The sequence below is a fragment of the Dyadobacter arcticus genome, from assembly GCF_011762185.1.
Lineage (GTDB): Bacteria > Bacteroidota > Bacteroidia > Cytophagales > Spirosomataceae > Dyadobacter > Dyadobacter arcticus.
In genome coordinates this window covers 337,413-362,440 of record NZ_JAASQJ010000002.1, presented here as the reverse complement: position 1 = coordinate 362,440, position 25,028 = coordinate 337,413, and the positions used below count along the sequence as shown (strand labels likewise).

At 44.7% G+C, this 25,028-nt stretch carries 21 protein-coding genes; 5 read left to right on the top strand and 16 right to left on the bottom strand.

The annotated features are described in order from the left end of the window. Positions 1-12 precede the first annotated feature (12 nt). Positions 13-1,086 carry an endo-1,4-beta-xylanase gene (locus tag FHS68_RS09200; protein WP_167269349.1) on the top strand — a complete coding sequence of 358 codons (1,074 nt, stop codon included), beginning with the start codon at positions 13-15 and terminating at the stop codon, positions 1,084-1,086. 75 nt (positions 1,087-1,161) lie between these two features. Here FHS68_RS09200 and FHS68_RS09195 read toward each other — a convergent pair whose 3' ends face one another. From FHS68_RS09195 to FHS68_RS09175, 5 genes are all read right to left on the bottom strand, one after another. Continuing rightward, a complete protein-coding gene (locus FHS68_RS09195; RefSeq protein WP_167269347.1) occupies positions 1,162-2,079 on the bottom strand; it encodes a DUF808 domain-containing protein in 918 nt (305 codons plus the stop codon). A gap of 32 nt (positions 2,080-2,111) precedes the next feature. Then, complete coding sequence (locus tag FHS68_RS09190; protein ID WP_167269345.1) at positions 2,112-2,540, bottom strand: EamA family transporter; 429 nt, start codon at positions 2,538-2,540, stop codon at positions 2,112-2,114. A 182-nt stretch (positions 2,541-2,722) separates the two neighbouring features. After that, entirely contained in the window at positions 2,723-3,292 is a 570-nt protein-coding gene (locus FHS68_RS09185; protein ID WP_167269343.1) for a Crp/Fnr family transcriptional regulator, read from the bottom strand. Between the two features lie 36 nt (positions 3,293-3,328). Further along, entirely contained in the window at positions 3,329-5,776 is a 2,448-nt protein-coding gene (locus tag FHS68_RS09180) for an ABC transporter permease (RefSeq protein WP_167269341.1), read from the bottom strand. Between the two features lie 14 nt (positions 5,777-5,790). Continuing rightward, complete coding sequence (locus tag FHS68_RS09175; RefSeq protein WP_167269339.1) at positions 5,791-6,744, bottom strand: GIN domain-containing protein; 954 nt, start codon at positions 6,742-6,744, stop codon at positions 5,791-5,793. A 295-nt stretch (positions 6,745-7,039) separates the two neighbouring features. Here FHS68_RS09175 and FHS68_RS09170 point away from each other — a divergent pair, with 295 nt between their 5' ends. Further along, a complete protein-coding gene (locus tag FHS68_RS09170) occupies positions 7,040-9,058 on the top strand; it encodes a M13 family metallopeptidase (RefSeq protein WP_167269337.1) in 2,019 nt (672 codons plus the stop codon). Positions 9,059-9,065: 7 nt separating this feature from the next. On the opposite strand, the gene tal is transcribed toward FHS68_RS09170, so the two are convergent. Further along, positions 9,066-10,163 carry a transaldolase gene (gene tal / locus FHS68_RS09165; protein ID WP_167269335.1) on the bottom strand — a complete coding sequence of 366 codons (1,098 nt, stop codon included), beginning with the start codon at positions 10,161-10,163 and terminating at the stop codon, positions 9,066-9,068. Positions 10,164-10,556: 393 nt separating this feature from the next. Between tal and FHS68_RS09155 the strand changes: the two genes are divergently transcribed. Continuing rightward, positions 10,557-11,012 carry a ferritin-like domain-containing protein gene (locus tag FHS68_RS09155; protein ID WP_167269331.1) on the top strand — a complete coding sequence of 152 codons (456 nt, stop codon included), beginning with the start codon at positions 10,557-10,559 and terminating at the stop codon, positions 11,010-11,012. Between the two features lie 62 nt (positions 11,013-11,074). Here FHS68_RS09155 and FHS68_RS09150 read toward each other — a convergent pair whose 3' ends face one another. The 4 genes from FHS68_RS09150 to FHS68_RS09135 all read right to left on the bottom strand — a co-directional run bounded on the left by FHS68_RS09150 (position 11,075) and on the right by FHS68_RS09135 (position 14,558). Continuing rightward, entirely contained in the window at positions 11,075-11,497 is a 423-nt protein-coding gene (locus FHS68_RS09150; RefSeq protein WP_167269329.1) for a response regulator, read from the bottom strand. Between the two features lie 77 nt (positions 11,498-11,574). Further along, positions 11,575-12,300, bottom strand: coding sequence for a LytR/AlgR family response regulator transcription factor (locus FHS68_RS09145; protein WP_167269327.1), 726 nt, complete (start codon positions 12,298-12,300; stop codon positions 11,575-11,577). After that, entirely contained in the window at positions 12,275-13,462 is a 1,188-nt protein-coding gene (locus FHS68_RS09140; RefSeq protein WP_167269325.1) for a sensor histidine kinase, read from the bottom strand. Before FHS68_RS09140 ends, FHS68_RS09145 begins: the two co-directional genes overlap by 26 nt. A 4-nt stretch (positions 13,463-13,466) precedes the next feature. Next, the gene (locus tag FHS68_RS09135) at positions 13,467-14,558 is read right to left on the bottom strand and encodes a sensor histidine kinase (protein ID WP_167269323.1); all 1,092 of its coding nucleotides are present in this window, start codon (positions 14,556-14,558) and stop codon (positions 13,467-13,469) included. A gap of 232 nt (positions 14,559-14,790) precedes the next feature. On the opposite strand from FHS68_RS09135, the gene FHS68_RS09130 reads away from it, so the two are divergent. Continuing rightward, a complete protein-coding gene (locus FHS68_RS09130; RefSeq protein WP_167269321.1) occupies positions 14,791-16,110 on the top strand; it encodes a vanadium-dependent haloperoxidase in 1,320 nt (439 codons plus the stop codon). Positions 16,111-16,197: 87 nt separating this feature from the next. Next, on the top strand, positions 16,198-16,635 hold the full coding sequence (locus FHS68_RS09125) for a GNAT family N-acetyltransferase (protein ID WP_167269319.1): 438 nt from the start codon (positions 16,198-16,200) through the stop codon (positions 16,633-16,635). A gap of 91 nt (positions 16,636-16,726) precedes the next feature. Here FHS68_RS09125 and FHS68_RS09120 read toward each other — a convergent pair whose 3' ends face one another. From FHS68_RS09120 to FHS68_RS09095, 6 genes are all read right to left on the bottom strand, one after another. After that, a complete protein-coding gene (locus FHS68_RS09120) occupies positions 16,727-17,683 on the bottom strand; it encodes a 2-hydroxyacid dehydrogenase (RefSeq protein ID WP_167269317.1) in 957 nt (318 codons plus the stop codon). Between the two features lie 22 nt (positions 17,684-17,705). After that, positions 17,706-18,821 (bottom strand): AI-2E family transporter, encoded by a 1,116-nt coding sequence (locus FHS68_RS09115; RefSeq protein ID WP_208408266.1) that lies wholly within the window; start codon positions 18,819-18,821, stop codon positions 17,706-17,708. Between the two features lie 193 nt (positions 18,822-19,014). Continuing rightward, entirely contained in the window at positions 19,015-19,350 is a 336-nt protein-coding gene (locus tag FHS68_RS09110; RefSeq protein ID WP_167269315.1) for a hypothetical protein, read from the bottom strand. Positions 19,351-19,433: 83 nt separating this feature from the next. Continuing rightward, a complete protein-coding gene (locus FHS68_RS09105; protein ID WP_167269313.1) occupies positions 19,434-20,657 on the bottom strand; it encodes an ice-binding family protein in 1,224 nt (407 codons plus the stop codon). Positions 20,658-20,744: 87 nt separating this feature from the next. Then, entirely contained in the window at positions 20,745-21,314 is a 570-nt protein-coding gene (locus FHS68_RS09100; protein WP_167269312.1) for a helix-turn-helix domain-containing protein, read from the bottom strand. 243 nt (positions 21,315-21,557) lie between these two features. Beyond that, positions 21,558-24,842, bottom strand: coding sequence for a PAS domain S-box protein (locus FHS68_RS09095; RefSeq protein ID WP_167269310.1), 3,285 nt, complete (start codon positions 24,840-24,842; stop codon positions 21,558-21,560). Between the last annotated feature and the right edge of the window lie 186 nt (positions 24,843-25,028).

The window sequence follows — 25,028 nt, the reverse complement described above, 5'->3', positions numbered from 1 at the left end:
TAAGTATTATTTATGAAAACGTTGATAAAGTTGCACATTCTGATCTGGGGTGTCGTAGTGTCGGGCCCGGTTTTAGCGCAAGCCCAAAAGTCCCTGAAAGAGGCCTATAAAGATTATTTTCCTATCGGCGTAGCGGTTTCGCCCAGGAGTTTGACGGGTTCGGAGACTGAGCTGATTACGCAGCAATTCAACAGCCTCACGCCCGAAAACTCCATGAAAATGGGCCCAATCCACCCGGAGCCTAACCGGTATGCATGGGAAGGCCCGGACGCAATTATCGCATTTGCTCAAAAAAATGGAATGAAAGTGCGTGGGCATACACTGTGCTGGCATAACCAGACGCCTAAATGGTTTTTTACCGATTCTTTGGGAAAGCAGGTCAGCCGGGAAGTGCTTTTGGATCGGCTTAAATCACATATCAACGAGGTGGTAGGTCGCTATAAAGGTAAAATATATGCCTGGGACGTAGTTAACGAAGCCGTACCCGACACAAGCGCCAGCATATACCGCAAGTCAAAGTTCTACGAGATTATTGGGGAGGATTATATCGAAAAGGCGTTTGAATATGCGCATGTGGCTGATCCGTCGGCGAAGTTGTTTTACAATGATTACAATACTGAAAGTGCTGCCAAAAGAGAAAAGATTTTTCAGCTGGTGAAAAAATTGAAAGAAAAGAATGTGCCCATAGACGGTGTGGGTTTGCAAGGGCATTGGTCCATCTACGAGCCGACTGCTGCTGAGCTGGAAAAATCCATTACGCAGTTTGCCAGCCTTGGATTGGCAGTGCAAATCACCGAGCTGGACGTGTCGGTTCATCCAAAAGAGCATGAGCGCCGTGAGAAGAAACCGACGGATACGGGCGAGTTGACCTCCGAAATGGTAGAAAAACAGACAGCCCAGTATAAAATGCTTTTTGATGTATTCAGAAAACACAAAGGCACAATCACCGGCGTCACTTTTTGGAATGTATCGGACAAAACCACCTGGCTGGATAATTTTCCGGTGCCAAACAGAAAGGATTATCCGCTGTTGTTTGATCAAAATAATAAACCCAAAAAAGCCTTCGAGGGTGTCGTGAATTTTTGATCTGCTATGCATCTGGACAATGCGCTTCCCGCATTGGACTCGCTGAACCTGAAAGGGACATTTTATCTGACGGCTTCATCGGACGCCGCCTGCTGAATCTGGGCTTTCCATTGCACTAGATTTCGCCTTAAAAAATACCTTCTTAAAACCTGAAAAGATTAGGAAAACGAGTAAGCCCGCAATTAAACCGATCCCGAATTCTTTCACAATCTTAGGGATATTTGGTAGGAGATCGTGAAAGTATTTGATGTTATGTTCAAAAATCCCGCCGGAAACTAATAGTAAAGCAACTGTACCCACAGCACCTAAAATCTTGATCAAAACTGGTAGCGACTTCACTAGCAGGTGGCCTAATTTGGCAAACAAACCTTTATCACCTGATTTTTCAATAAGCCTGCGACCGGCATCGTCCATTCGTACGATCAGCGCCACAATGCCATAAACGCCAACTGTTGCCAGCAATGCAACTGCGGAGACCGTCAATATCTGCAAGGTTAAATTCTCTTCCGCAACACTTCCCAAAGCAATGATTACAATCTCTATGGACAGAATAAAGTCGGTTGTTACAGCGGATTTTATTTTGGTTTTTTCATTATCTGTATTGATAACGTCACCGCCAGGCTCATTTTCTTTAATGACTGAATGTTCTTTTTTAGGGTGATGGAAAGTGTATTCGACTATTTTTTCAACACCTTCATAAGCCAGATAAAGCCCTCCCAGAATTAGAACATAGGTAATTGCTGCCGGCAAAAAGACATTTAGCAGCAAAGCCACGGGGACAATAATGAGCTTATTGATCAATGAGCCTTTCGTAATAGCCCACAGTACCGGCAATTCCCGTTCTGACAAAAAACCTGTTGCTTTTTCTGCATTCACGGCTAGGTCGTCACCCAAGATGCCAGCAGTTTTTTGCGTTGCTATCTTGGTTGCCAGTGCAACATCATCCATCAAAAACGCTATATCATCTAAAATTGCAAAGAAACCGGACGCCATAATTTTGTTTTACTTGTGAAGATTCGGGCAGCCTACTTGCCAGGTGCCGAAAGGGCGATCAAGACCGCACCGCCGATAATCATTACGGCACCTACGACTAATTGCCAGGTGACTTTTTCTTTCAAAAACAGAACGGAAAGAATCACTGCGATCACCAATGAGGACCGCTCGACGGTGATGACATAGGATGCTTTTCCGATTGATAATGCTTTGAATGAGAACAATGTAGAAAGCGTTGTCGCCACGCCAGCCAGCGACAGCAACACCCAGGTTCTGGTTTCAATCTGCTGTACTTGCGAGAATGTCCCCTGCCATGCAACCACAATCCAGGTGATGGAAACAATGAAAATGGATTGAAGGGCGAAAGCCAGACTGGAATCGACGTTTTTCAAGCCTGCTTTTGTAAGTACTGTTACTAATGCCGCCGAAACAGCGGCCAAAATTGCCCAAACCAACCACATATTCGCCTTAAAGATTAGATTTTACCTTAATTAAGATCAATAATTAAAATATTGTTCCATTAAGACGATATGAGGAAGTTGAGTAATTGCAAGTGTTGCAACCAATGGCTTTGGCCTGGCTGATCTGTCAAAGGGGAAATGTATCTTCCAAGGTTTAAGATTTTATCCATCAAGACTACGTTTTACAATTTCGCCCTTAGCCTGCTGAAAACATCCTTGTTGATACCTAGATAAGAGGCGATCAGTTTGCTCGAAAGTCTTCTCATCAGCGTGGGCCGGTATTGCATTAACCATTGTATCCTCTCCAATGCACTCAGGGAAACAAAGGTATTAATCCGATACACTGAGTTTGCATAAGATGCTTCCAGGATTTGTTTGTACACTTTGTCGAACTGAGGGACTGTTTCGATTAACTGCTGAAAATTATGTTTCTTAATACCAAAAAGTTCGCACGGTTCCACAGCCCTGATATTTTCGGTAGCAGGTTTACTGCTTCCAAAACTCACCAATTCGGAACACCAATTGTCTTCGATGATAACGTCTCTTGTGGTTTCATTGAAGTTCCTGTCGTAAACATAAACTTGTAAACAACCTTTTGCGACGAAGTAAACGTATTTACAAACTTCGCCTTGTGTTAACAGTTGTTGGTTGCGCCTTGCTTGAATATGTTCAAAAGCATTGAGCACTTGGTCTAAGTGCTCAATGTCGTTTCCCAGGCGGGCAATAATATGCTGTCTTAAAACCTCCATCATTTATTTTTTAGCAATAAAGCAGAATTTCAAAACAAACTATTCATTGCGCAAAGATTCTACCGGGTTCATCAATGCAGCTTTGATACTTTGGAAGCCAACAGTGAGCACCGCAATAAAAATGACTAACCCACCCGCTGCCACGAACATCCACCAGGCAATATCTGTCTGATAAGCAAAGTCCTGCAGCCATTCGTGCATAACATACCCGGCAATGGGGCAGGCGATGACAATGGATATTATGACCAATTTCAAAAAGTCTTTTGATACCAATGTTAGAATTCCGGCAATACTAGCACCCAGGACTTTCCGCACGCCAATCTCTTTGGTTCGCTGCTCGGTCAGGTAGCTGGCCAACCCGAACAAACCCAGGCAAGCAATGAAAATGGCGAGCATCGACGCCAGTGCAAATACCTGACTGTATTGCTTCTCGGTGTTATATTGCTCATTATATTTCTGATCGACAAAGTAATATTCGAAAGGGTTACCGGGATAGGCAGTCTTATAAAGACTTTCCAATTCTTTCAGCTGCCTTTGCATATTGGTGGTTGAAAGCTGCAAAACGAGCTTTCCGCCTGATCTGCGGGGCATAAATACAATTGGGTCGATCGCCTCTTGCAATCCCTGGTGATTGTAATCTTTCACCACTCCGACAATCTCAAACGGTTGTCCCCAGCTAATCATGGCACCTGCTGCTTTTTGCGGTGACTCGAAACCAAGCTGACGGGCTGCTGATTCATTGATCATTAGTTTGCCGCTTTTCTCCCAGGCCTGTTCAGCCTCCCGCACGGTGAAATTCCGGCCAGCGGCCAATCCGATCTGAAATACCGATAGATATCGGTCATCAATGATGCCCATGGCGTAACTCTTTTTAGCGTCGTCTGACTTTTCACCTTGTTTAACAATGCCCGCCGCATTGAACGAATAGTAATTCCCTGGTACGATACCCGTGTGGCAGAGGCTTTTAACGTAAGGCAATGCACTCACCTGATTGTCGAGCAGCGCGGAGCTGCTTTCAAGCAATTTGCCATCGCCTAGTTGAGGGCCTTTGATGACCAGGCGTTGATCTGCCTTAAAACCAAGGTCTTTCGTTTGCATATATTGCAGCTGCTTGTAAAGTACTAATGTTGAAATGATCAGGATTACCGAAATGCTGAATTGCAGGACGACCAGAATTTTGCGAAGCCAGTTCTCTTTACCTGAATTGAGTTTCAAACCGGAAGCACCTTTTAATATTTGAATAGGTTGCAGGGATGTCACTGAAAATGCCACGTAACCTCCCGACAAAAATGCCCCCAATACCAGCAGTACCGCCGCGGCAATCCAGGAAGGGCCGGCCAGTAATCCTTGCAGCGAAAAATTCTTTTGGGTAAAGTCATTAAAGCTTTTCTGAACGGCAAATACCAGCAGCAGCGCCAGCGAAAATCCAATGATATTCAACAGAAACGACTCGCCCAGGAATTGATTGATCAATTGAAACCGGCCCGCACCAACCACTTTCCTGACCCCAACTTCCTTGGCCCTTTTGAGCGAAGCAGCTGTGGAAAGGTTGATGTAATTGAACCATGCAATGACCAGGATCAGGATTGCGATACCGCTGAGCAAATATACAAACGACAAGCTGCCGCTGGTTTGGTAGGAATCGTTCATGGATGAGCCCAGGTGAATGTTGGCCATCGGCTGCAATACAAATTTGCTTTTGTCCTCGGCATCAAGCTTTTTCTTGAGTGTATTGATTTTATTTTCAAGCGTTGTATAGCTGCTTTTTTCGGTCACCTGAATAAAATTGGTAACATATGAGCCGTCAAAACCATCTAAACGCGCCCAATCGTTGCCATTAAGGTTGGCGGGATTGGCGAGTGTCTGAAGCGACAGGATTGCGTCAAATTTGAGGTCTGAGTTTTCGGGTATATCCTGGTACACAGCGGCAACCGTGTATAAGGTTTTCCCAAACTGATTATTGACCACCAATGTCTTCCCCAGTACCTTTTCTGTACCAAAATACTTTTTTGCCCGCGAGGCAGACAATGCTATGGTATTGGTTTCAGAAAGAGCAGTTTGCGCATTGCCTGAAAGTAATGGAAAAGTGAAAAGTGTAAAAAAACTGGCGTCAGCATAGCTCAGTCCATCTTCCCGGAAGGATTGCACAGCGCCATTTTCGCCGGGATTTTCAATGGTCACAATCCCATTTGCCGAGCCTTCTGCGATCCTGCAATAGGCTTTTACTTCGTTGAATTCCTTTTTGATCAGAGGTGCAATCGCCGGAGCCATTTGGACAAAAACATCGCCAGTAGGCCTGCTTTCCAGCATCCGGTATAGCGTAGGCAGGTTTTTGTGGAACATATTCACACTTTTTTCAAAAGCGACATATTCAAAAATGAGGATGAAGGCAGCAATGCCAAGGCCAAGGCCGGCAACATTAATGATTGAAAACAACCTGTTCTTACGCAGGCTGCGTATCGCGATTTTCAGGTAGGATTGGAACATGATCGTAGTTGTTTTTATTTACCGGACAACAATATTTTACGGCCTTCATCGTCGGCCTGGACGGTCAGGAAAGGCTTGTCCTGCAAGATTTTATCACCCATGACCATATCAATCTGCGCTTGGGTAGCAATGTAAACTTTCGTCCCTGGCTGATATTGCTTCTCCTTTTTTTGATAGGGCGCGAGCGTAAAACCATTGGTTTCATTGCCCGTTTCCTGTGGTGCGTAAGAAATAAGAGTGATCTGTCTGGAAGAAGCGCTATTATTCACGAATTGTAAGGTAACCAGCTTGGAGCGGGGTGATACCGACATTTCCACTTTGGTTTTTGAAGCCGTCATCGCGTCGTTCACATTTTCAACACGCGCAAATGCTTTTGATGCAACCTGCATTCTTTGGGTATTCAGCCTGATCGTGGCATTTGCGTCGGCAGTTACGTTAGCTGTTTCTACCGAGAATTTTTCAGCATCAATATTGCCGTTTGCGTGGCTTACAAGGTTAAGCGTAGTTGATTTCCCCTGCAAAGTAATGCTGCCATTTGCATCGTTAATTAGATTAAATGACTCATCTTTTAGCCCAGTGACCGTAACATTCCCATTTGATCCATTTCTGAGGCTTTTCAGGTTCTTTGTTGAAATCTTTACATTAATGTCGGCCTTACTTACCCAAAAATCCTTATCGTCAGGATCTTTCAAAGCCAGTTTTAATATGCCGTTTTCGGAAATGACTTGTAATTGAGAAACGAGGTTCTCGTCCAGGGAGACGCTCAGAAAGGGTGTTTTGTCTGAAACCTCGACAACGACATTTGGGGGAAATTGCTCAATTTCAATTGCTTCAAAAGTCGCGACCGTGTAGGACTTAGTAATTACTTTCCCGTTGCCGCGGAGCTCCTTGTTATTTGAACGCGTTTGGGCGAAAATTTGGGTTGACAGGCAAAGCGTCAATGCCAACAGAGTAGTAAATGTTTTCAAGATCAGTTAGGATTTGTTGCACCTGAATCTCTCAACTATCATACCATCATTGCCAAAATGCACTGGGATATGCAAAAGCGCCTTTTATCGCCTATTCATGTACGATTTCGGACAATTTTGGCCGCAAGTGTTCGCCGGTTTAATATGAATAAAAAATTAGGCAGCTTTTGAAGGCAGCCTTTCAGCTCGGATAAATTATTTATTACCTATCAACCATTTCAAATCAATTTAAATTAAACCATTTTTGATTTGTAGGAAAATCCTTCCGCCGAAATTCTATCTTACCTATCAATTTATGAAACCATTTGTCTTTTTCTTATTGGCAATGTTGGTGGCTGGCACTTATCAGCAAACGTATGCTCAGACTGCAAAACGGGTAGTCATCACCGGAATAGATGCTTCCAAAAAGCCCGGAGATGATTTTTTTAAGTATGCCAATGGTATTTGGTACGATTCCATCCGCATACCGGACAGTCAAACCGGCGTGGGGTCTTATTCCTTCCTGAATTACCCGCAGCGCACACGGTTGAAGGGGATTTTGGACAGCATTTCGGCTAGCCAGAGCCCGGCGGGGAGCATTGAGCAAAAAGTAGGTGATTTTTATGCCTCAGGCATGGATACTGCCACCATTAACAAACGCGGACACGAACCGCTCAAACCCCTGCTCGCCCGCATCGACGGTATAACCGATGTTGCCTCTCTATTGAAGTCGGTAACTGACGAGCAAAAGGCCGGAAATGGTTCTATTATTGACCTATATGTCGGTCCGGATGACAAACACAGTACCGTCACGATTGCCCAGTTTTCCCAAACCGGCATTGGACTTCCGGAAAGGGATTATTACTTCAAAACTGATTCATCAACCCTGGCGATTCAAAAAGCTTATCAAAACTACCTTACCCGGTTATTTGAGTTGACAGGGACGGATGCAGCAGCAGCGCGAAAGAACGCAACAGTGACCTATGACATTGAGAAACAATTCGCATCTGCCCACAAAACAAATGTTGAGCTCAGGGACGTAAAAGCAAATTACAATAAACTAGCTGTCGCAGCGCTTTCAACAAAACAGCCTGCATTGCATTGGGCAGCATTATTGGATAATCTAGGTGCAAAAGTTGACTCAGTCAATATTGGGCAACTGGCTTATTACGACAAACTGAATGCCATGTTAGATTCGGTTTCCCTTGCTGATTGGAAAATCTATTTAAAAGCGCATGCGCTGACCAATTATTCAAATTTTTTAAGTCAGCCGTTTGTAGATGCGTCTTTTGCCTATTCAAAAATTCTGACCGGGCAGGCAGTCAGGCAAACACGGGCTGAGGAAATGACGCAAGCCGTCGATCAGTCTCTTGGAGATGCCCTGGCGCAGTTATATGTAAAAAAGTATTTTCCCGAATCTGCAAAAAAACGGATGGCCGTTTTGGTAGATAATCTTAAAAAAGCGTTTGAAGCCCGCATTGACCGCCTGGATTGGATGAGTGATTCTACCAAAGCAAAAGCCAAAGACAAATTACACGCATTTACGCAAAAAATCGGTTACCCGGATAAATGGCGCGATTATTCGCAGGTTGTGGTGAAAAGAGATACTTACTTTGAAAACCGGTTGTCGGCTAACAATCATCGTTTTCTCTCTAACCTAAATAAATTGGGAAAACCTGTTGACCGGTCCGAATGGCACACGACACCTCCCACTGTGACGGCCTACAACAATCCTCCGCTCAATGAAATTGTTTTCCCGGCCGGTATCCTTCAACCTCCCTATTTTGATGTGAATGCGGATGATGCACTGAATTATGGCGGCATTGGCATGGTGATTGGTCACGAGATCACGCATTCTTTTGACGATCAGGGTGCCCAATACGATAAATTCGGCAATGTAACAGACTGGTGGACAAAGACGGATTATGCCAAATTCAAATCGAGGACACAGCAGGTGATTGACCAATACAGCAAGTTTACCGTATTGGATTCGCTGCATATCAAAGGTGCATTAACCGTGGGGGAAAATACGGCCGATATTGCTGGCGTTGCCATTGCGTATGATGCATTCAAGCTGACCGAGCAAGGCAAGAGCACAACAAAACTGGACGGATTTACCCCCGATCAACGGTTCTTTATATCGATAGCCAGAATATGGCGTGTTAAAACAAGGGATGCGTACATGAATATGTATGTCAATACCAATCCGCACTCGCCAGCGAAGTGGCGGGTGAACGGACCGTTGATGAACTTCACGCCTTTTTACAAAGCGTTTAATATTCAGCCAGGTGATAAAATGTTTAAACCTGAAAAGGACAGGATCACTGTCTGGTGAAGAATGTTTAGCTGATTTTTGTTTTTTGTTCTGCAATCGCTTCCAGCAATTTCTGGAAGGGTTTGTTGAACTTATCAATCCCTTCCTGTTCCAGTTGTTCGGTGATTGCATCAATGTCGATTCCGGCAGCCTTGATCTTTTCCATGACTTGGGTTGCAGTATCCAGATCGTCTTCCAATCGGCTTGCAGGATCGCCGTGATCACGAAAGGCTTCCAATGTATCCATGGGGATCGTGTTGACGGTATCTGGTCCGATTAGCGCTTCTACGTATTTTGTATCCTTAAAGGCGGGATTTTTGCTGCTGGTACTTGCCCATAACAAACGTTGCGGGACAGCCCCTTTTTCTGCCAGTATTTTCCAGCGATCGGTGCTAAATACGCGTTTGTATATCGCATAAGCCTTTTTGGCAGAGGCAATTGCTACTTCGCCTTTCAGGTCACCAAGTCCATTTGCATCCAAAAGCGGGTCCACCAAAACATCAATGCGGCTCAGGAAGAAACTGGCAACAGAAGCAATATGGTTGACCGGCAGACCATTTGCTGCTCTTTGTTCCAAACCGGAGATATAAGCTTCTGTAACAGCTTCATAACGTTCGAGACCAAAAAGCAGGGTTACATTAATATTGATCCCGTCACTTATTGCTTCCCGGATCGCTGCCAGTCCAGGTTGGGTGCCTGGAATTTTGATCATCACATTTTTTTTATCAACCGCTTTCCAAAGCTCACGCGCCTGGCTAATAGTACCCTCCGTATCGAGCGCCAGGAAAGGGGAAACTTCAAGACTTACATAACCGTCTGCACCAACAACATCCTGATCATAAACCGGCCTTAGCAAGTCACAGGCTAACTTAATGTCTGCAATAGCCAGACCGAAGAATATTTCCTCGTCGGTTTTATCACTTTTCGACAATTCGGTGATGTCTGCATCATAATCGGCGCTGCTGCTGATTGCTTTTTCAAAAATGGCGGGATTAGAAGTTACGCCCCGCACGCCATCTTCTTCAACCAGTCTTTTCAATTCACCTGAAAAGATGATTTTACGATCGATAAAATCCAGCCAGATGCTTTGACCGAAATCATGTATTTGTTTTACTTTATTCGCCATAATGATTTTTGTTTGAGTAAAGCAGCCTTTTGGATCGCCTGCCTTTTGGCTAACAATTCGTTTACGTTAATAATTACATTTTGTCTCGAATTGGAAACGCTCAGGTATTCGTAATCTTACTGATAATCCTCCACCCAATTACCCCGCGCATATCAAAGTTGAAAGTCTGATGGTGCTTGCGTCTTTATAATCCGGCACAACAGCGCACCTTAAAACCAGCGGCGCACCTGGGGTTGGTAACTCATGTAGTCGTTGCCAAATTTGCGGGTCAAATACGCTTCTTCGCGCTCGATGATGCCTTTTTGTACCACGATAAGCAGCGGGATGAGCAGAAGGAATAGCTTTCTGGCACGGTATTCGTAAAGAATTAATTCAAACAAACCAGAAATCAATATGTCAACTACAGAAAGTGGATCAGGAGTAATCAATGATCTGATTGAAATTAATAATGACCGTGTAGCCGGTTTTGAGAAAGCAATTGCAGATATCAATGATGAGAATATCGACTTAAAGGTACTCTTTGAGGAATATGCGCAACAAAGCAGTAAAAACGTGCAGGAACTATCCGCACTAGCGGGGTCTGCACCGCATTTGGAAACTGACAAAAGTGTAAGTGGTGCCTTGCACCGCGCCTGGATCGACGTAAAATCATTGTTTGGCGGAAGTGACCGTGCGAGCATTTTGTCCGAAGCCGAACGTGGCGAGGATGCCATCAAAAAAGCCTATCAGGATGCTTTGAGCAGCAATGATCTTGCTTTGGATGTACAGGAAATAGTAAGCAGCCAGGCTCAGGGAATCAATGCTGCACATGACAAGATCAAAGCTTTAAGAGATTTCGCCAAAGCCTGATCTACAAGTGCCTATAAAGAAGCTGCCCTTTTACGGGGCAGCTTCTTTTTTGTTAAGCCCATTTAGAAATTATTTGGAGCGGCACACCTTTTCCAATAGTCCACCATTAACTTGATTGTTTCCTTTATTTCTTCAAATCCACTGGGCTTAACGAAAAAGCCCTGCGCAGATGTGCTATATGCATCGATAACGATCTGCTTATTAATTGCCGTGGTAAAGTAAATGTAAGGGATACATTTAAGGCTGAGTTCTGCATCGGTCTGAACCTTCCTTCTAAGTTCCAGCCCGTTTAACATGGGAAGATTTATATCTGAAATAATGAGGAAAGGCGGGTCCTGCGTTGTATAAAGATAGTCAAGCGCAGATAGCCCGTCCAGAAAGTAAATCCTTTTATTCAGATACCCTAATTCGTTAAAAGCCTCTTCCAATACGTGCTGGTCATCTGGGTCATCCTCAATAACGATAATTGTGCCGCTTTTATCCATGATAATGTCAGATCGATGAATCTCGGCATATTAAAAAATAGTGCCATCAAAGTCGGGCTGGTACAATTGCTTACAATTTACCAGGAAACATGTAGTATCCGTTCTACTTCTTTTTGATACAGTCGGCCGATGGGTAATTCCTGTCCGGCGACGTCGATATGGCGGGGTGTGTAGGTGGTGACGCGAGATATCGCTGCGATATATGACCGATGGACCCGTACAAACTGATCAGTCGGCAACATGGCTTCGACGGCACTCATCGTTTGCTTGACTACCAATGGCTTACTGCCAATGGTAATAATTTGAATGTAATCTTTCAGACTTTCGATATAGAGGATGTCGCTGGTGAGTACCTTCACCAATTTGCGGTCGGCCCGGAAGAAGAGAAAACCGGCTTCGGTATACCGAACGGGTGCTTTTTCTGGAAGCGGTGCCAAAACCGGATTATCAGTTGTTTTCAGCACTTTGCCGACAGCCCGTAGAAACCGGTCGAATGGAATGGGCTTGAGCAGATAATCCAATACGTCTAACTCATATCCATCGAGTGCATACTCACGGTAAGCGGTGGTGATGATGACTGGGGGCGGATTCCGAAGCGTTCGCAGAAAATCGGTCCCGATCAACTTAGGCATTGTAATGTCCAAAAACATCAGGTCAATGGGTTGCTGCTGGAGTACCTGAAAGGCTTGCACAGCATTTTCGCAGCGGGCGGCTAGGGCTAAGCCTTCCACCGATTCGATGTAAAGTTCCAGCACATCCGAAGCGGGTGGTTCGTCGTCAACGATCAGGCAGCGTAATTTCATAATTGAGTGAGGATTGAGAATTTTCCAATCGACCAGCTGACGATGCAGTTGATCTAACGAAGGGCAGGCTTAGCGTAACAATGTAAGCGTCAGGCTCTGCTTGTACTTGGAATTCATAACTATCGGCATAATAAAAGTACAATTGTTTCTGTAAATCAGCAAGTTGTTTTGAGTTATCGGTCAGGTTGACCGACTGCCCGTCAATGACTTTCAAAGTTATCCATACTTCGGTCATGGCTAAGTCGATGCTTACCCAGGCCGGTTCGTCGGTTTCCAGGTTGGGCCGACTAGCGGACAGATCGCGAAAGGCATGTTCAACGATTTGAAATAGTAACAGGGGTGCCACCGTCCGAATACCTGGATTGCCCCGAACAGATAATGATACTTCCAATCCCGCCGGGTGAATGGATCGTTGCAGCGACACATAGTGGTCAATAATTTCTATTTCTCTGACAAGAGGCATCTGGTTGGCCTGGCTTTCGTAGAGGACGTAGCGCAGGAAATGGGCGAATTTTAGCACAGCTTCCGGCGCCAGTGTAGACTGTTGTTGCGTGAGGGCGTACAAGGCACGCAGGAAACCGAACAGGAAGTTTGGGTTTAGTTGCAGTTTGAGGAGTTGGAGCTCATTCTGTAATTTTTCGCGTTCGAACAACTGGTTTTCCTGCTGTTTCTGCCGCCACTGCTTAAAAAGTTTGATACTAACCATCAGTCCTGCGGCTATGTTGATTCGAAAAAAAGGGCTTGCAATAAAATCGAGTAGGAAAAGATTATGGGATAAAATTTGTGTTAGGGTTGCATACCATAACCGCGCTGGCTGTTTCATGAGGGTTGGTATGGCAACATAACTGAGTCTGAGCACACCAAACAAAAGCCAGGTCAATATCACTACCAATGCTAAATGCAGCGAGAAACGGGTATATTGTCGTTTTAACACAAGAGGAACCATTTTATACGCAACGGAGTAGCTGTAGAAGAGCATTATCGGCAAGTGAATCAAGAGGTAATTTTCCCAACGCATGACCCAATCTGTACTTACATCGGTAAGGAGCCTTCCGAACAAAAGTAGAGGAATGACTACCTGAAGTCCAAAGAAGAACAAATAAACAAGTGTCCAAAAAAGCAGGTGACGGACAATCCGGTTGGTAGGCAGATGGATTGACATATTATTAGTGGATTGCTTGTAAATCTACTGACATGCGATTAAGATCAATATTTAGCTCAACCACGAATCGCTCCGATTCAGAATGAACCAGCAATTCATGTGCATTTGGGTAAATGAGTTGAAGGCGTTTTCGAACATTGGCCAAACCAATACCAACCGTATTATACACATTGGGCACAAATAACTTATCGAGGCTATTTTCGAGCCGAAATGCTAACTGGTTATTTACCAACGATACGGTTAGCTCAATATAGGCGCGGCCGGTTTGCTGAGATGATCCATGTTTGAAGGCATTCTCAACCAATGGAATTAGCAGAAACGGGGCAATCAGCTGGTTATCGGCCACCTTATTGATGATTATCGTTACAGATAACCGGTTTCCGTAGCGTAGTTTTTCAAGCTCGATGTAGCTCTTTATATAACTAATCTCCTGCTCAAGCGCTACTGAGGGCCTATTACATTCATAAAGCATATAATGTAACAAACCAGATAGCCTCAGAACAATGTCAGAAGCCTGCACTGATTGCTTTAAGGTAAGCAAGTACAGGTTATTTAGTGTATTGAACAGAAAATGGGGGTGTATCTGGGCTTTAAGCACCTGTAACTCGACCAATTGCGTCTCGTGAGCCAATTGTTGGTTAGCTTGTTCTAATCGATACGAGTGGCGTAGTAATTTAATGCCAGCCGCTATCCCCACGATAGCCTGCGTTCCCAAAAAACTACCAACTGCAAAAATTTCATTCCGTGTATCGTTGTGGGATGGTAGCCAGATACCTGACTGATAGGGAATTAATATGAAGGCGCGAAACAGAAAATTACCGCCTAAGGCCAACAGCAGGTAAGCGATCAGACCCCATAGAAACCAGCCGTATTGTTCCAGGAGCAGCCGGGGAAGTAACCCGTACAGCAACAGGTAAGTAAAGAGTGCATTGAAAGGGAGCCACAATAAGGCCACAATAAGGCAATTAGCAAAACTTCCGTTATAGGGCAGGGTCACAAGGGTAAAAAAAACGACGTAAAACAGCCAGAACAGCGAATGCCTCCCCAACCAATCACGAACCTCTGTTTTAGGAACTGACTCGAACCATTGCATCATAATCGGTTATTTTATACCAAAAGGTACAAGTGTTTGGGATAATAATACATTCGTCCTCAGGTTTTTAGGCGAACTATCCATATTTGTTGCCCAATGCCGTTCGTCGCCGGTGAATGGCATTGGGCAAATAAGAAGCGGGATCTGACAGGTGGGTTGTCAGTTTGGTCGAATATGCCAACAAAGCCTGCTGGCATGCACTATTTTCGACATACTTCTAAAATCAACTATGTATATGAACAAATCTACTCACACCAGACGCTTCTTGCGATCCTCCACCCGACTACTCGTTTGCCTATTGCTGACAACTTCCTGCCAGGACCACCCCCCAACAAATGATCCGGTATTGTCGGCTGACGTAGCCCATGCCTGGATGCAGATGCATATCCGGCTGACCCGCAGCACCGCAGGTTACAATTCCGTCGTTTCAGACCGGTCGTTTGGCTATGCTGGTATTACCATGTATGAAGCAATTTTGCCCGGCATCGAAGGCAGTGCCTCACTGCTGGCCCAGATTGGGGGGAATTCACTTACACCCGGCAAAAGTGCCGATCAGTATTATTGGCCTGAAAGCCTTAATGCAGCCATGGCCAGCATTACAAAACAGTTCTTTGAAAGTACATCGGCTGCCAACCTGAAAACCATCGATTCCCTGGAAATGGTTTACAAAAATCAGTTTCTGGCCGCTACCAGTCCTGACAAACTAGCGAATGCCGAGACTTATGGTCGGCAGGTGGCCGATGCAATCTTTGAGTGGTCGAAAACGGATGGAGGCCATCAGGCCTATAAAAATGTTACCGACCCCACCTATACGCCCCCGGTCGGGTTAGGATTGTGGGAACCTACGCCTACTGCGGCGCCTATTCTACCGCGCTGGGGTAATACAAGGACGTTTATAGCCAACAGTGCAGTCATCTCGCAGCCTGGGCCACCGACCCCTTACTCTGAGGACCCCGGATCCGCTTTCTACGCGATGGCGAACGAGGTATATACGACTTCACAATCGCTCACCAAAACGGATACGATCACGGCAAGGTTTTGGGCTGATATACCAGGGAATCTGAACGTCCCGGCCCATGCCACCAACATCCTGACCAACCTTTTGGAAACGACGAATAAGGACTTGTTCAAAGCCGCAGCGGCCTATGCGCTGCACGGCATTGCCCTTAACGACGCAGCCGTCTCCACCTTCAAAACAAAGTACGCCTATAATCTGCTTCGACCTTTTACCTACATCCGCAAGGTGCTGAAAAAGACCACCTGGAACCCTGTCGTTCCTACTCCGCCCCATCCAGAATACTCGGCAGCTCACGGTGTTATATCGGCAGCCAGTGCAGCCGTCCTGGAAAAGCTTTTTGGCACCAGCTACAAGTTTAATGACGTAACCTATGCGTCGAGCTTTGGCGTTCGGTCCTACAATACATTTCAGGAGTATGCCCAGGAAGCGGGCCGGTCGCGGCTGCTGGGCGGTATCCACTACGGATTATCCATTAGCACTGGACTCACCCAGGGAGCAAAAGTAGGCAGCATGGTTAATGAGCTGAAAATCAAGTAGGCCGCGAGCTTGAAAGAGAGATCGGCACTATCTTTGGGTCGATCTCTTTTGCAAGCGAACTCACTTTGCGTGAAAATTGAATAACAAATGGAGCTTAAAATAATAGAATTGAATGCTAATAAGTTAAACGAAACATATCGTTCAGACAATTGTCAAATGTTGTTGAAAACGTATGATGAATACTATCAGGAAATTGGCTTTCATTTACCGTGGGTTGGATACTTCGTGATAAAGGAAAATCAGATTGTTGGCACATGCGGTTTCACAGGGCAGCCAAAAGAAGGAAAAGTCGAAATTGCATATTGGACATTCGAAGAATATGAAGGACAAGGCATTTCCTCTTTTTCCTGTCGGGAGCTTTTACTCCTTTCACAACGGTTTGACCCTAATATATTGATAACCGCTAAGACGGCACCTGAACATAACGCCTCAACAAAAATATTGCAGAATAACGGATTTGCATTTACCGAAGTAGTAAAAGATCATGAGATTGGTGACGCCTGGTTATGGACGTATGAAATATAAGACCCGATTTATTGGATTCGTGATTGGTGCTTCGACTTTGCACCCACTTACTTTTCGGACAAAACATTCAAATTACTGGACTGTTTAAATGCTAGCTGTCTTGCCAGAAATCCAGGTTTTTCACGGTTTGTCCTGCAATTTGCTGCAAAGCTTCTTGGGTCAGAAATGCCTGATGTGGGGTGATGATCACATTCGGGTATTCAAGCAACCTTTCAAGCAATGAGTCTTTTTTTAGATCAAGCTGATGATCTTCAAAAAACAGGCCTTTTTCATATTCATAAACATCCATTCCCAAATAACCGATTTGCCCCTGGTCGAGCGCCAGTGGTAAGTCTTCGGTATCAATTAACGCCCCTCTCGAAGTATTGATCAGCATTACGCCATGTTTCATCATTGCAATCGCGGAAGCATCAATCATATGCCTTGTCTGATTGCTTAATGGTAAATGCAGGGAGATAATATCCGAGCGTGCATAAAGTTCAGAGAGCGGAACCTGCTCGATGTTAGCAAGGCCTTCAGTGTAAACGATGTCATTTCCGAGCACATGGCAGCCCAAACCGTTAAATATGGATGCCGCAGCCAGACCTGTGTTTCCCAGGCCAACCAGACCGACCGTCTTGTCCTTAAAATTGAACCCGGTCAGGCCATCAAGCTTGAAATTGTAGTCATGGCTGTTCTGGTTGGACTGTACCAGGTGACGGTTAAGTGCCATGGCCAGGGCAAGCGCGTGTTCGGCAATGGCCTGCGGTGAATAAGCCGGAACATTGGCCAGTTTGATGCCTCTCAATCCGGCCGCATCTTTATCGATATGATCCATTCCGGTAGAGCGGGTTGCAATGTACCGGATGCCTTGATCAGCCAATTTGTTGATGACCATAGCAGAAACGTCGTCATTGGTGAAGACAAGCACAGCATCTTTTCCCAGGGCATAATGGCAGGTTTGCAGACTCAAAGCATTGGATATAAGAGTAATATCATGCTTTTCCTGATTGGCTTTTGCCAGCGGTTCTTTTTCAAATGCCTTGATACTATATGCTACAACTTTCATAAAACGATCAATTTTAATTTAATCAATGCCCCAAATTATTTTCATCCTCCATTACCTCGCTAATCGCTGGTTTGGACTCAGGATGACTGTCATCTTCTCCCAATAAAATTCCCCAGGGGTTAAGACCTTCTACGCGGTCAAATATAACTTTAAAAATAGCGATGATTGGAATGGACAGGAACATACCCGTGATCCCCCAGATCATTTCGCCAAGTACTAGTCCAATCAAGGCGACAAGTGTGTTGATTTTGACTTTCGATCCGACGATTTTCGGCATAATATAATTGCTGTCCACCAAATGGATCGCTACCACTGCGATTAATACAAAAACCAACTGCCCGGTACCGGCAGTTGCAAAAGTGATCAGGCTAGCCAGAAGCAATGCTGTCAGTATGCCGATATAGGGGATTAGATTCAGAATTCCGGTTATGAGACCGAGCAGAAATCCGTATTTCACTCCTAGCAGCCAAAATGCGATACAGGAAAGGCCTGTCACCAGCAGCATTTGAAGGAAAAGCCCTGCTATGTATTTTTTTACGATGTATTGAACCTGGCTGACAATGTCATAAACGATTACGCTGTGCTGATGATCAAAGACGGAGACGATAAAGCGGAGCAGCAATCTGCGGTGCAAGAGGATGAAAAAGGTATATAAGAAAATGAACAGCATCGACAGTAAAATGGAGGAAACCGAAAGGATCGTATGTCCCAGTAATGTGGTGCCAGTATTGACGGCCTTTGATGCCGAACCGTTGATATAGTTCATCTGCTCCTGGCTGTTGACATGAAAGGTCGCTTCAATCCAGGTTTGAAGATCGATGGTCGTATCCAGCACCTGTTGTTTGAAGGCAGGCCAGTCTTGCGCCAGTGCAGTAAGCTGCGATCCCAATAACGTAAATATCCCGGCGACTGCCCCAATCAGTGTCAAAAGGGAAACCAGGGAGGACAATGCCCTCGGAAAATGAAACCTATATTCGAGCGCTCCGGCAAATGGCAGGAGTAAAAGGGAAAATAAAAGCGCGAAGATTAGCGGTGCCAGAAGCGTCTGACCGATAATGGCTATATAAAAAAGACAGATAATGCTGATCAATACCTGTGCAAGCCGGGTGTAGAAAGGTATAAAGTTTGTCATCATCATAAAAGTTTTGTTTACTCCTTTTATAATCATGCCGCGGTTATAGAATCAGGTTTAGGGCAATGTCGGATTCATTTGTTTTGCAATTGTTGCCTGTTATTGATAGGATTAAAGTGTGTGCCCGACCCTTGTAACTAATCGGATCTTTGCGCCTGATATCGGCGCAGAGGGAGAAATGCTCTCGCAGCTCGCAGCATTATCGGCTGCTTTGCGAATGGGCGGTGTCAACACAGAACAGATATAACTCTTTGAGGCCCTCCTGATATCTGGCTGCTGCATCCAGATTGACCTTTTTAATCGCATTGAAATCTTCTTTTTTCAAGACAACATTGTTAGCAATGGAATCATGGAAGACATCGCTTCCACTTTGTGTTAAGTCGGCAATTACGTCCCTGGCGTTATCAAGTACAAATAGGTTCCAGGTATCTACGGTTTTCGAATATTCCGTATCTCTGTATTTCGCCATGTACTTTTGAATAATCGCAATTGTTCTATTCCGATGTTCAAACAGCAAGTCATGAAATGTAGTCATTTGAGTGGTTTGCCTTTATAATTGAGTAATTTCTTAAAAAGTGTGCGCACAGTGTAACAAACTACCCGAACTCTGCCCTGTTATTATTGCTTCAATACTTTCATAAAAGCAATAGCACCTTCTGAACGTGTAATCCGAACGACGTAGAAGCCGGAAGGAAGATTTTTAACATCAATTTCGGTAGATAGATTTGCTGACGCGCCCTTCTCTTTGCTGAATATTACTTTTCCGGAAATATCATTTAGTTGAATGCGCTGCACCTGGCTGATATCATCGACAACCAATGTAAGTTTATCAACAGTCGGGTTCGGATAGATAACCAATCTTTCCGTTGCGCTATTCTTCACAGTTCTAATACGGCTATAAGCAAAGGACCCATCGCTGTCGATCATTTTTAAACGATACATGTTTACACCTTTCCATGGAGACTCGTCTATATATTCATAGTTCACCAGGCTTGCACTGTTACCCTTTGCAAGCACGGTTCCCAGCTTGTCCCATTTTTTGCCATTGGCGCTATGCTCGATGTCAAAACGGTCACTATTTGTTTCGGCTGTGGTTGCCCATCTCAGTCGAGCGGTTTGGCCTTCCCCTTTTTTCGCCTCAAAGCTTATAAGCGTGACAGGTAAACTTGCTTCTGAGGAGACGACCATATTGTTATGCAAATCGATGGCTCCGGCCGTTGTAAGCACCCTTCCTACGACTGCGGAACCTTCCGCCAGCTCAATGGCGCCACCACCGACAACAGTACCCCTGAAAACAGAGTTATCACCTAAATCAAACCGGCCCGTTACCTGCCAGTAGACATTATCAAAAGTAGCTGAATTGATCAAAACAACATTTGAACGTGAACTGGTGGAGAATGCGCCGTCAATTTTGAATATAAACAAAGCATTAGGATCGCCTCCTCCATCTAGTATTAATGTGCCATCCAATGTTGCGGCTGCCCCGATGCAGTAGACATTTGGTCCAAGAATTTGATTGTTTCCTAACGTAACGGCTAAAGGTGCGCCACAGGACTGTGCTGTTAAAGATGAATATGCCGAAGCGAGATCTGTTTCTGCTTGGTCAGAAACAGCATCAGCTACGTGTGTTTCGCCAATCACCAAACCGGGAGAAAAGGAAAATGCACCGACATTCGTACCAATGTCGCCCGTAACAATGCTTGTTCCGTCATTGTTGAAGGCACCAGCGGAAGTAAATACTGCAAAGTCTGCAGCGGATGCGAGGTCAGGAGCTTGACCAAACGAGGAACCACAGAACGCAGTCCACGAAAGTAATTGAATTAGTAAATGTAGCCGTGTCATATTACATGTAGTTTATTGACTAATTAGTTTGATTACACAAATTTGACTACATGTAGAACTAATTCGTTATATAATTAAAATCTTATTTTATATAATTCCCATGTCCTCAATTGGGGTCCTTTTTCGATGTTTGAGGCCTTTGAAAAAGGAGGCCGTTAAACCCGTAACCTTTTTAAATTGAAAAGATAAATGGGCTACACTGCTGTAATTGAGCAGATAAGAAATCTGTGTCAGAGTGAGCTCATCGTAAATCAAGAGTTCTTTGACACGTTCAATTTTATGTGCAATGATGAAATGTTCTATCGTGGTGCCAGTGACCTCTGAAAAAATGTTGGCCAGGTAAGCGTAATCATGGTTTAACTTTTCTTTCAGAATAGTCGAATTATTGAGCTTCGGCACTTCATAGTCGTTATAGACCATTTCAATGATTGTCGTCTTTATCTTTTCAATAAGCTGGGCTTTTTTGTTGTCCATCAATTCCAGACCTGACCTCAGTAATGCCGCATTGATTAACTCTCGCTGTTGGGATGTCAAGTCTTGATCGAGTTCCACTTCGCCGAGTTCCATATGGCTATGAGCTAATCCCAATGCTTCTAATTCAGCTTTCACAGCAAGTTTGCATCTCCTGCTGACCATGTATTTTATGTACAGTTTCATTGTGGATAAGTTTTGTAACTACCTGTAAACCAATAGATTTAGTGAATCTAGTGAGTTTTTATGAGACGGCCGTAATTGCCGCCAGTCAAGCGGCTTTGCTCATTTGAATGGCATCAACTTGTCACTATAAGAGAATGGAATTGGAAAGGAGAAGCGGATATATTCTGCAAAAAAAATGTGAACGCTTCTGGCGTTCACATTTTGCCAGCTAGGGTAGCCGGCCGACCAGGTCATGAATTTCGGTTACAGTACCGTTACTCTGTCTTCCGCGTTAGTGGTTTTATCAGAAATAGTCTTAATCGCATTGTCCAGTTCGCGCGCTGCAATAACCAGGTAATCGAGTAGGATATCTTGCTCATCAATGTATGAGTCCGCATCCTTGATCATGGGTACAAGACCCATAATCCTGGCCAAAGGTGCCCTTACCACATGGGATTGTATCCAGGCAATTTCCCTGAGTTTTGTATTTTGTCTTTCAATCGCATGAATGTAATTATACCGTTCGGTCATGTCGGTCGCAATGACAATCTTCGCTGTTTTTCCATGGTATCTTATCGCATTACTACGAATTTCGACCTGCATCAGCGTGCCGTCTTTTTTCTGATGTGCAAATATTCCCGGACCAAAAAATTGGAGGGCCGGAGCTTTTTCACTGTTCAGGATAGCCACTGTCCTTTCTGTATCCTGCTGAAAGAAAATATCTTCGGTGGTCATGGTCCGAAATTGTTCAAGACTATACCCGTAAACGGTAATGGCGGCTTCATTCACATCCAAAAATTGTAAAGTTTCGGGATCAAAAACCCACATGGGCAGCGGGCTTAAATTAAACAGCCCACTATAATTCCGCTCCGATTCCTCCAGGGCAGATGTTATTTGCTTTCGCGCGGTAACGTCTTTAAAATAAACTGATAATACATTAGCGGAGGGATAGGCACTTATTTCATACCACTTTTTCAACCGCGGATAGTAATCTTCAAAATGTGCAGCCTCGTTGGTGTCAATCGCTTGTTGATATCTCCGTTTTGACTCAGAGCCCGTGGCATCTGGAAATACATCCCAGAGTTTATTGCCGAGGGTTTGCGCCTTTGTTTTGCCCAATACCTTTTCGGCCATGCTATTCCAATAGCTTATGATCCAGTTTTGATCTACCGCAAAGAACGCGTCCCCAATACTTTCGAGAATAACATCTTTTTCCTCATATACCTTCCGGACTTCCAACTCGGCTGTTTTGATTTTGGTGATATCAGAAGAGATACCTATGATTCCGGATAATTTCTGATGCTGATCGTAAATGGGCGAATTGGTAATAAATGCTGGAAAATGAGTCCCGTCTTTACGCTGGACCTCTAACTCCCCGGTCCAAGTTTGGCCAGTCTTCAGCAAAGCCATGACTTCACCGGCACTTTGCCGCGATTCAGTAGCCGGTGTCAGGTCCATGATATTTTTATGCAATGCTTCACTGGCATTCCAACCATAAATTTGCTCAGCGGCCTTGTTCCAAAATGTGACAAATCCTTCCAGATCTGTGGCTATCGCCGCCTGTCCGATGGTATCTAATAAATTCGCCTGAAACTTGTTTTTTTCATCGGCCTGTTTTTCGTTGGTAATGTCATCGACATAGCATGAAAGACCAATTACAGACTGATCCTTCCACATTGGATTAATGGAAAAACGGGTATATGTATACGAACCGTCCCAATCAAACGACCTCTCAAAAAGTACAGTCTCGCCTTCCAATGCCCTCGAATAGATTTCGTCCCATTCCTGAACTCCATCTGGGTCAAACGTTTTAATGAATTCGAGGATACTATATCCCGGATGGATGCTAACGCCGTAAAGGTTTTTCATGCTGTCCCCAAGCCGGCTGTTGAAGGTAATATAGCACAAGTTCCGATCCAGCGAATAAATGAAAGCGTCTGTATTTTCGATGATCGCGTTCAGATTAGCCTCAGAATTCATGACTAGATCGGCAGCTTTTTTCCGCTGCGTTATTTCCTGGCAGGTACCGCTGGCGCGAAGCCCAACCCCCTCTTCGTTCGTAATGATTTGCCAGCTCTCTTCCACGACCTTCTCAACTCCGCTAGCCGTGACAATACGGTGTTCAATGCTATGATATCTATTTTCCCTGATCGAATTTTGAATGGCGAGATCCACCATTTTACGGTCGTCAGTGTGGATGAGTGCCAGAAATCCCTGATATGTGGGAGTGAACTTGTCAGGAATTTTTTCGAAAATGCGATATGTTTCTTCGGACCAGATCAATTTAGAAGATACCAGGTCGGCTTCCCAGCTACCAATTTTCGCAATCGCCTGCGCTTCATTCAATCGCGCCTGGCTCAAAACCAATTCCTCTTCGGTAGTCTTAAGTGCCGTGATGTCCTGATGTGAAATGACCACTTTGGAATCATCATCACCAAAATGCATTACGTGAAGGATAAACCACCGTTTCTCTTCGGGAGAATGGCAGGGATATTCCATTTCAAAAACATATGCCTCTTTTCTTAATACGGATAAAATCCCGGCAAGCGCCTTTGCGGCGTCGTAGACTCCTGCTGCTATTGCTTTTTCACAAACCTCAAAATAATTGGTTCCTTTCGAGTTACGTTCCAGCGTAGCCACTCCATTTTCTCTTGCGAAATCGTCCCACGCTTTGTTCACGGCAATCACAACCCCAAAATCATTGATCACAGCAATCTGGGACGTAAGCCAGGAAAGTATTCCCTTATTGAATTGCTCACTTTCGAACAATTGCAGGTTTGCTGCTTTTTTTTCGGTAATGTCCCGGAAATTGTCCACAATCCCATTAATGGCCGGGTCGTCCAGGCAATTGGTAACAATAGCCTCGATCCAACGCCATTCTCCATTCTGATGTCGCATTCTCCCGGTGTGACCGTTGATGGCAATACCCGGGTTGGCGAGCACCTTTTCGAGGATCAGCGCCGTTGGCGCCAAATCATCCGGATGCATAATCGTGTACAAGTCCATTTGCATGATCTCTTCCGACGAATAACCTAACATCTTCGTGGTGGACGAAGACACGTAAGTTGGTTTTCCTTCCTTATCAAGTATGACGACCGCATCAGTGCTGTTCTCGATCAGGGCTCGGTATCGCTTTTCACTGATAACCAACTCATCAATAAAGCTTTTCCGCTCGGTTTCATGCTGAACCTTTGTCAAAGCCTGGCGGATAGCGATGGGCAGCCGACTCAGGCGATCTCTTAGAATATAATCGTCGGCACCATTGCAGACCAGGTTTACCGCAAACTCTTCGAATAATGCCGAAGCAATGATGATAAAAGGTATTCTCCGGCCGCCTTCGACGGAAATTGCCAATGCTTCATGGCAGCCGAAAAAAGGAATTGAGTGGCTCGCAAGAATAAGATCAGGAGGGGAAGCTGTTATTGCCGTTGAGAACTCAGCCTCGGTACTGACCACAAACAGCTTGTAATCACCGTTATCTGTTAATAAGACTTCCCTGATACGTTGCGCGTCCTCACTATTATCTTCGAGATATAGTATGTCTAACATTTTATTCATCACCTTCTTCTGCTCAATGCCGGGTTTCCGGCAGTTTCCTGGCTTTTTTGCAGTACAGCTGCCAAAGCGTTCTGGTTGAAGGTAGCATTTTTTGATGGATAAATGTTGTTTTACTTATAGATGTAAATCAAACCTGGCAGTAAATTGGAGTGCTTAGTGCATTAATCACATTATAAT

Coding starts and splice junctions, on each gene's coding strand:
- FHS68_RS09140 (WP_167269325.1), bottom strand. CDS start 13,462: ATGTCAATCCATCTGCCTACCAACCGGATTGTCCGTCACCTGCTTTTT.
- FHS68_RS09120 (WP_167269317.1), bottom strand. CDS start 17,683: ATGAAAGTTGTAGCATATAGTATCAAGGCATTTGAAAAAGAACCGCTG.
- FHS68_RS09130 (WP_167269321.1), top strand. CDS start 14,791: ATGAACAAATCTACTCACACCAGACGCTTCTTGCGATCCTCCACCCGA.
- FHS68_RS09110 (WP_167269315.1), bottom strand. CDS start 19,350: ATGACTACATTTCATGACTTGCTGTTTGAACATCGGAATAGAACAATT.
- FHS68_RS09190 (WP_167269345.1), bottom strand. CDS start 2,540: ATGTGGTTGGTTTGGGCAATTTTGGCCGCTGTTTCGGCGGCATTAGTA.
- FHS68_RS09145 (WP_167269327.1), bottom strand. CDS start 12,300: ATGAAATTACGCTGCCTGATCGTTGACGACGAACCACCCGCTTCGGAT.
- FHS68_RS09155 (WP_167269331.1), top strand. CDS start 10,557: ATGTCAACTACAGAAAGTGGATCAGGAGTAATCAATGATCTGATTGAA.
- FHS68_RS09170 (WP_167269337.1), top strand. CDS start 7,040: ATGAAACCATTTGTCTTTTTCTTATTGGCAATGTTGGTGGCTGGCACT.
- FHS68_RS09115 (WP_208408266.1), bottom strand. CDS start 18,821: ATGATGATGACAAACTTTATACCTTTCTACACCCGGCTTGCACAGGTA.
- FHS68_RS09185 (WP_167269343.1), bottom strand. CDS start 3,292: ATGATGGAGGTTTTAAGACAGCATATTATTGCCCGCCTGGGAAACGAC.
- tal (WP_167269335.1), bottom strand. CDS start 10,163: ATGGCGAATAAAGTAAAACAAATACATGATTTCGGTCAAAGCATCTGG.
- FHS68_RS09125 (WP_167269319.1), top strand. CDS start 16,198: ATGGAGCTTAAAATAATAGAATTGAATGCTAATAAGTTAAACGAAACA.
- FHS68_RS09150 (WP_167269329.1), bottom strand. CDS start 11,497: ATGGATAAAAGCGGCACAATTATCGTTATTGAGGATGACCCAGATGAC.
- FHS68_RS09195 (WP_167269347.1), bottom strand. CDS start 2,079: ATGGCGTCCGGTTTCTTTGCAATTTTAGATGATATAGCGTTTTTGATG.
- FHS68_RS09105 (WP_167269313.1), bottom strand. CDS start 20,657: ATGACACGGCTACATTTACTAATTCAATTACTTTCGTGGACTGCGTTC.
- FHS68_RS09200 (WP_167269349.1), top strand. CDS start 13: ATGAAAACGTTGATAAAGTTGCACATTCTGATCTGGGGTGTCGTAGTG.
- FHS68_RS09180 (WP_167269341.1), bottom strand. CDS start 5,776: ATGTTCCAATCCTACCTGAAAATCGCGATACGCAGCCTGCGTAAGAAC.
- FHS68_RS09100 (WP_167269312.1), bottom strand. CDS start 21,314: ATGAAACTGTACATAAAATACATGGTCAGCAGGAGATGCAAACTTGCT.
- FHS68_RS09095 (WP_167269310.1), bottom strand. CDS start 24,842: ATGTTAGACATACTATATCTCGAAGATAATAGTGAGGACGCGCAACGT.
- FHS68_RS09135 (WP_167269323.1), bottom strand. CDS start 14,558: ATGATGCAATGGTTCGAGTCAGTTCCTAAAACAGAGGTTCGTGATTGG.